Genomic DNA, 6,251 nt, shown 5'->3' on the forward strand with positions numbered 1-6,251 from the left:
GTCTTCGCCCATGTCCGTGTCGTGCAGCCGGAAGATTTTTCGCAGGAAAAATCTTCTAGAGCGCCACGCCCCGGCGGCCCGCCAGATCGGTGAAGAACTGCCAGGCCACCCGGCCCGATCGCGAGCCGCGGGTGGCCTGCCACTCGATCGCCTCGGTGCGCAGCTCCGCCTCCCCGACCGCCACGCCATAGGCATCGCAATAGCCGCGGATCATCGCGAGGTATTCGTCCTGCGAGCACGGGTGGAAGCCCAGCCACAGGCCGAACCGGTCCGACAGCGAAACCTTCTCTTCCACCGCCTCCGACGGGTTGATCGCCGAGCTGCGCTCGTTCTCGATCATGTCGCGCGGCATCAGGTGGCGCCGGTTGGAGGTGGCGTAGAACAGCACGTTCTCGGGCCGCCCCTCGATGCCGCCGTCGAGCACCGCCTTGAGGCTCTTGTAGTGCTGGTCGTCATGGCTGAACGATAGGTCGTCACAGAACAGCACGAAGCGCTTTTCGGAGGCGCGCAAAAGGTTCAGCAGCCGCGCGACCGAGCCCAGATCCTCGCGCTGCAGTTCCACCAGCCTGAGATCGAAGCCGCCCTCGCGCACGGCGGCGCAGACCGCCTTAACGAGGCTCGACTTGCCCATGCCGCGGGCGCCCCAGAGCAGCGCGTTGTTGGCCGGCAGGCCCTTGGCGAACTGGGTGGTGTTGGCGAGCAGCGTGTCGCGGGTGCGCTCGATGCCCAGAAGCAGGTCGAGCGGCACCCGGTTGACCTTGGTGACAGGCTCGAGCCGGTCGGGATCGACATGCCAGACATAGGCCTCGGCGATGTCGAAATCCGGGGCGGCGAGCGGCGCCGGAGCCATACGCTCCAGCGCCGCCGCGATGCGGGAAAGATCCGTATCGGTCACGTCTTGTCCTTGTCATTCGACGCGTCGTCTTCCGGCTCGTCGTCGTCTTCGTCGAACTCCTTGAACATCGGATCGTTCTCGGTGTCCGGCTCTTCCTCGAACCACAGCCCCTGCGCCTTGAGCTCCTTCTCGCGCTTCTTCTCGACGATGCGCACCAGGAAGATCGAGACCTCGTAGAGCCCGTAGACCACCGTGAAGAGGATGATCTGCGTGGTCACGTCCGGCGGGGTCACCAGCGCGGCGAGCACGAGGATCGCCACCATGGCGTATTTGCGCACGCTGCCGAGGCCCTGCGCCGAGACCAGCCCGGCCTTGCCCATCAGCGTGAGAAGCACCGGGAGCTGGAAGCACAGGCCGAAGGCAATGATGAACTTCAGCGTGATGTCGAGGCTCTCGTTCACCTTGCCGAAGAAGGTGATGCGGATGCCCTCTGCGGTCTCGGGGACCACCGCCGGCTCGGAGGCCGCGGGTACACCCGCCACGCCGTCGCTGACGCTGGTGGCGGCATTCGACAGCAGGTTGGCAAAGATCGACGACACGTCGGCGAAGCCAAGGAAGAACGCCATGGCCAGCGGCGTAACGACGAAATGCGCAAAGCTCGCGCCCAGCAGGAACATTACCGGCGAGGCGATGAGGAAGGGCAGGAAGGCACCCTTCTCGGACTTGTAGAGCCCGGGCGCCACGAAGCGCCAGAGCTGGTAGGAGATCACCGGGAAGGCCAGCCCGAAGCCGAACACCATCGAGATGCGGAACAGCGTGAACAGGTATTCCTGCGGGCTGGTATATTGCATCGTCGGCGAAGGATCACCGAGCTGGCGCAGGGTGGCCTCGATGGGGCCGAGCAGGAATTGCAGGATCGGCTCGGCCACGGTGAAGGCCAGCACGATGCCGATGATGAAGGCGATCACCGAGCGGATCAGCCGCGTGCGCAGCTCCGCCAGGTGCTCGATCAGCGGCGCCGAGCTATCCTCGATCTCGTCATGATCCGTGTGACTCATGCTTCACCGTCTTTCTTGAGAGACGCTTCGAGCTCGGCCGCCTTGGCAGCGGCCTCCTCGGCGTGCTTCTGCGCCGCCTCGGCCTCGCGGCGCTGGCGGTCGGCAGCGCTGCGCGCCGCGCTTGCCTCGATGCGCTTCTTCGCCTCGAGCCGCTCGGGATCGAGCGCGTTCGGGTCCTCCTTGAGGCCCTCTTTCTTCTTTTCCGGCGTCGGGTCGGTCATCGCGCGCGCCGCGTCCTTGACCCCGTCCATGGCAGAGCCAAGCGGGTTCGTCGCGGTCTTGAAGGTCTTGGCCACGTCACGCACGCCGCTTTCATCCGCGGCGTCGTTCATCGCGCGGGTGAACTCGCGCGCCATGCCGCGGGCCTTGCCCATGAAGCGGCCCACGTTGCGGAACAGCACGGGCAGGTCCTTCGGACCCACCACGATCAGCGCAACGATGCCGATGACCAGAAGCTCGGACCAACCAAGATCCAGCATCTGGGCTTACACCTTGTCTTTTTCGTCGGCCGGAGTGACGTCCTTGGCGCTCTCGGCCTTCTCGTCCTCGAGCTCTTTCTTGCCGTCATCGACGCCCTTCTTGAAGGCGGTGATGCCCTTGCCGACCTCGCCCATGAGGCTCGAGATCTTGCCGCGGCCGAACAGCACGAGCACGACGACGGCGATCAGAAGAAGGCCCGGAAGGCCGATATTGTTGAGCATTGTCTTCTCTCCTGTGGCGGGCGCCCTCGGGGGCATCCGGTAAACTCTCTGATCCGATCTCTACGGCGAAGCGCGCGGCGCCGGAAGCGGCCGGGGGGCCCTGCAAGGCGCGAGGCGAAGAAATATGCGATCTTCTTTGACACTATTTTGTCAGGAGGGCAGATTGGTGCCGAACCGCTCCGCGCGGCCCGAGGGGAGCAGAGATGAAAAAGACCGACCGGCTCTATGCGCTGATGGAGCGGCTCAAGGACGGGAAGTTGCACACAGCCGAGGCGCTGGCCGAGCGCTTCGGCGTCTCGGTGCGCACGATTTACCGCGACATGGACGTACTGATGGCCTCGGGCGTGCCGATCGAGGGCGAACGCGGGCGCGGCTACACCGCGCGCGGCGGCTTTACCCTGCCGCCGCTCACGCTGACCGAGACCGAGCTCGAGGTGCTGCATCTGGGCCTTGCCGCCATCGGCGCGGGCGCCGGCGAAATGCCGGAACTTGCCGAGGCGGCGCAGAGCCTCTCGGCCAAGATCGACGCGGTGCTGCCCGAGGAGGGCGCGCCCGAGCCCGGTGCCTTCGGATTTGCCAGCTACCCGTTCCACGAGGCCGCCGAGGGCTTTCGCCACATGCCCGCGGTGCGCGCCGCGATCCGCGCGCGGCAGCGCCTGCGCATCACCCTGCGGGACGGCGGGCAACCGCTCGAGATCCGCCCGCTGCGGCTGGATTACTGGGGCCGGATCTGGACCTGCGTGGCATGGAACGAGACCAAGGGCGCGTTCGACAGCCTGCGGCTCGACCGGATCGAGACGCTTGCGCCGCTGCCCGGCCTGTTCGTCGACGAACCCGGCAAGCGCCTGGCCGATTACGTGGGCCGCAAACCGTGACGCGTGGCGCACGGGCCGGGAAATACCCGCGTCTTGCCGCAGCTCTGCCATGACACCGCTGCGTTTGCGCTGTTAAGCATACTCAGGGGCAACGTGACTGGCGCCGCGATCCGCGATGCCGGGCCGCGCGCCGGATGGATTGATGTATCGACGTGATGAGTGACGCCACCAGCCATGCCGCCTACCGCGCCCGCAGCCATTTCCGCTGCCTCGACGGGCTGCGCTTTCTCTGCATCGCGATGGTGCTCTGGCATCATGCCCAGCCGGTGCACAGCCCGGCGCTGCAGATCCTCGACCGGGGCTTTCTCGGAGTCGACTTCTTCTTCGTGCTGAGCGGCTACCTGATCACCACGCTGCTCCTGCGCGAGCGCGAGCGGAGGGGCGCCTTCTCGCTGCGCAACTTCTACATCCGCCGGGCGCTGCGCATCCTGCCGGTCTATGGCTTCGTGGTGACGGCGCTTTGCGCCTTCTACATCCTCGTGAAGGATCAGACGCAGTACCTGCAGGCGGTGCCCTTCTACTACCTCTTTCTGTCGAACTTCCTCGTCGAGCACGTGCCGACGCTGTCGATCACCTGGTCGCTCTCGGTCGAAGAGCAGTATTACCTGATCTGGCCGCTGCTGCTGATGCTGCTGCCAAGCCGACTCTGGGTGCCGGTGGCGCTGGCACTGGTGGCGCTGAACGTCGGCCTCTCGATGATGCCGCCCGCCGATCCGCCGCTTGCGGCGGGGCCGCTGGTGTTCCGCCTGCCCACCGCGACCTACGCGCCGATCATCCTCGGCTCGCTCGCCGCGATCCTGCTGCACCGGCCCGAGAGCTACCGGCGCCTGCAGCCGCTCTGCGCCCATCCCGCGACGCCGCTTGCGGGGCTCGCCCTGATCGCTCTGATCGCGCAATTCGGGCCGTTCGACATGCGCGGGCTGCAGAACTTCGCGATCCATCTTCTGATGACGCTGACGCTGATGGCGCTGGTGGTGCGCGAGCGTGGCGGCCTGCAGACCCTGCTCGCGCGTCAGCCGCTGGTGCGGGTGGGCCAGGTGAGCTACGGCATCTACCTCTATCATCTGATCGCCCTCGACATCGCAGCACGCATCGGCATCCGCCTTGGCCTGCCAGCCGAACCGGGCGACGGCGCGGCGATGTGGCTCTTGCTGATCGCCTATTCGCTGCTGTCCTGGGCCATGGCCGAGCTGAGCTTCCGCACGCTCGAAGCCTATTTCCGCCGCTTCCGCCCCAATGACCGCCCCACCGAGACCGTGGCGGCAGAAAAAGACCCCCGGCAGCCGAAGCAGACCGGGGGTCACACGGGGAAACAGGTCACTCGCTAAGGAGTGAGACCGGCCTTACTCGGCCTTCATCGCCTCGATCGAGATCTCGACCTCGACTTCGTCGCTGACATAGGGGGCGAAGGCGCCGACGTTGAAGTCCGAGCGGATCAGCGTGGTGGTGGCGAAGAAACCGAGCCACGGCTTGCCTTCCATCGGGTGATCGCCAGCCTGGGTCAGGGTGGTGTCGAGCACGACTTCCTTGGTCACGCCGTTCAGCGTCAGGTCGCCGGTGATCAGCGCGGTGTTGTCGCCGGTCACTTCGATGCCGGTGGAGGTGAAGGTCACCATCTCGTCATCGGCAGCGCCGAAGAAGTCGTCGCTCATGAAGTGCTCGAAGCGGGCTTCCCAGCCGGTGATCATCGAGCGCACCGGGAAGGACACTTCCACCGACGAGGCGGCCGGATCTTCTGCGTCGTAGGAAATCTCGCCCTCGAAGCCCGAGAACATGCCGTAGCCGGTCGAGAACCCGAGGTGGTTGTAGTTGAAGACGATCTGGCTGTGGCTGGAGTCGAGCTCATAGGCCTCGGGGGCTGCGATGGCGGCGATCGGGGCGGCGGCCATCAGGCCGGCGAGGAGAAGGGATTTCATTCAGGGGCTCCACTGGTTGGGTGCGTGTTGTCGATGGGGAGAAGATTGGGGTAATGCTGCGCCGCCGCAATTGCGGCTGGCCCCACAGAGTCTGTTGAAAAATGAACAGGATATCGGTGCATTTGTGCGGAGCTTCGCCGACGGCCCCCGTGGCGGGCGGGCGCTTGCTCGATCCCCTGCATCTCCCGACCGACGCGCGGCTCGCACCTGTCTCAGCGATCTGGTATCAGGCCCGCCACGAGCATCCGGGGCGCGCGGGCCGTCTTCCGAGGGCTGGCGCCCTGCCCGTCTTCGCCCTTGATCCCCGCGCCGAGAGGTGTATACGGGCGCATCCCTCCGCGAGACCGTATGAACCGCGCAGTCTCTCGTGGGCAGGAGTGGAGAGGATGCCTGCCCTATGAAATGCGCCTTGATAGAAATGGAGCTCACATGCCGCTTTACGAGCATGTCTTTATTGCGCGTCAGGACCTGTCCAACGCGCAGGCCGAAGGCCTCGTCGAACATTTTGGCACCGTCCTCTCGGACAACGGCGGCAAGGTCGTCGAATCCGAGTACTGGGGCGTCAAGACGATGGCCTACAAGATCAACAAGAACCGCAAGGGCCACTACGCCTTCCTGAAGACCGACGCTCCGGCGACCGCGGTTCAGGAAATGGAGCGCCTGATGCGCCTGCACGATGACGTGATGCGCGTCCTGACCATCAAGGTCGACGAGCACGCCGAGGGCCCGTCGGTCCAGATGCAGAAACGTGACGAGCGCGACGGCTGTCGCGAGCGCCGCAACTGATACCCTGAGAAAGAGGAGTTAAACCATGGCTGCAAAACCGTTTTTCCGCCGCCGCAAGGTCTGCCCCTTCTCGGGCGACA

8 protein-coding genes are annotated in these 6,251 nt (G+C 65.6%); 3 read left to right on the top strand and 5 right to left on the bottom strand.

Features of this window, described 5'->3' with window-relative positions; all coding sequences use genetic code 11:
- Positions 1 to 55 precede the first annotated feature (55 nt).
- The 4 genes from AC6RA4_RS22460 to AC6RA4_RS22475 are packed head-to-tail and all read right to left on the bottom strand — an operon-like array spanning position 56 to position 2,594.
- The gene (locus AC6RA4_RS22460; protein ID WP_500164097.1) at positions 56 to 895 is read right to left on the bottom strand and encodes an ATP-binding protein; all 840 of its coding nucleotides are present in this window, start codon (positions 893 to 895) and stop codon (positions 56 to 58) included.
- The gene (gene tatC, locus AC6RA4_RS22465) at positions 892 to 1,893 is read right to left on the bottom strand and encodes a twin-arginine translocase subunit TatC (RefSeq protein WP_500164099.1); all 1,002 of its coding nucleotides are present in this window, start codon (positions 1,891 to 1,893) and stop codon (positions 892 to 894) included. Before tatC ends, AC6RA4_RS22460 begins: the two co-directional genes overlap by 4 nt.
- The gene (tatB, locus tag AC6RA4_RS22470) at positions 1,890 to 2,372 is read right to left on the bottom strand and encodes a Sec-independent protein translocase protein TatB (RefSeq protein ID WP_500164101.1); all 483 of its coding nucleotides are present in this window, start codon (positions 2,370 to 2,372) and stop codon (positions 1,890 to 1,892) included. Before tatB ends, tatC begins: the two co-directional genes overlap by 4 nt.
- Before the next feature lie 6 nt (positions 2,373 to 2,378).
- Entirely contained in the window at positions 2,379 to 2,594 is a 216-nt protein-coding gene (locus tag AC6RA4_RS22475) for a twin-arginine translocase TatA/TatE family subunit (RefSeq protein ID WP_500164103.1), read from the bottom strand.
- Between the two features lie 203 nt (positions 2,595 to 2,797).
- Here AC6RA4_RS22475 and AC6RA4_RS22480 point away from each other — a divergent pair, with 203 nt between their 5' ends.
- Together AC6RA4_RS22480 and AC6RA4_RS22485 are read left to right on the top strand one after the other, a co-directional pair.
- Entirely contained in the window at positions 2,798 to 3,469 is a 672-nt protein-coding gene (locus AC6RA4_RS22480; RefSeq protein WP_500164105.1) for a helix-turn-helix transcriptional regulator, read from the top strand.
- Between the two features lie 155 nt (positions 3,470 to 3,624).
- Entirely contained in the window at positions 3,625 to 4,797 is a 1,173-nt protein-coding gene (locus AC6RA4_RS22485; protein WP_500164106.1) for an acyltransferase family protein, read from the top strand.
- Between the two features lie 15 nt (positions 4,798 to 4,812).
- On the opposite strand, the gene AC6RA4_RS22490 is transcribed toward AC6RA4_RS22485, so the two are convergent.
- On the bottom strand, positions 4,813 to 5,385 hold the full coding sequence (locus tag AC6RA4_RS22490; RefSeq protein ID WP_500164108.1) for a YceI family protein: 573 nt from the start codon (positions 5,383 to 5,385) through the stop codon (positions 4,813 to 4,815).
- Between the two features lie 429 nt (positions 5,386 to 5,814).
- Between AC6RA4_RS22490 and rpsF the strand changes: the two genes are divergently transcribed.
- Positions 5,815 to 6,171 carry a 30S ribosomal protein S6 gene (rpsF, locus tag AC6RA4_RS22495; protein ID WP_500164110.1) on the top strand — a complete coding sequence of 119 codons (357 nt, stop codon included), beginning with the start codon at positions 5,815 to 5,817 and terminating at the stop codon, positions 6,169 to 6,171.
- The last annotated feature ends 80 nt before the right edge of the window (positions 6,172 to 6,251 follow it).

The organism is Salipiger sp. (assembly GCF_059781815.1).

Bases quoted from the DNA above. Each gene is read 5' to 3' on its own strand.
- tatB (WP_500164101.1), bottom strand. From the start codon at position 2,372: ATGCTGGATCTTGGTTGGTCCGAGCTTCTGGTCATCGGCATCGTTGCG.
- tatC (WP_500164099.1), bottom strand. From the start codon at position 1,893: ATGAGTCACACGGATCATGACGAGATCGAGGATAGCTCGGCGCCGCTG.
- AC6RA4_RS22485 (WP_500164106.1), top strand. From the start codon at position 3,625: ATGAGTGACGCCACCAGCCATGCCGCCTACCGCGCCCGCAGCCATTTC.
- AC6RA4_RS22490 (WP_500164108.1), bottom strand. From the start codon at position 5,385: ATGAAATCCCTTCTCCTCGCCGGCCTGATGGCCGCCGCCCCGATCGCC.
- AC6RA4_RS22480 (WP_500164105.1), top strand. From the start codon at position 2,798: ATGAAAAAGACCGACCGGCTCTATGCGCTGATGGAGCGGCTCAAGGAC.
- AC6RA4_RS22475 (WP_500164103.1), bottom strand. From the start codon at position 2,594: ATGCTCAACAATATCGGCCTTCCGGGCCTTCTTCTGATCGCCGTCGTC.
- rpsF (WP_500164110.1), top strand. From the start codon at position 5,815: ATGCCGCTTTACGAGCATGTCTTTATTGCGCGTCAGGACCTGTCCAAC.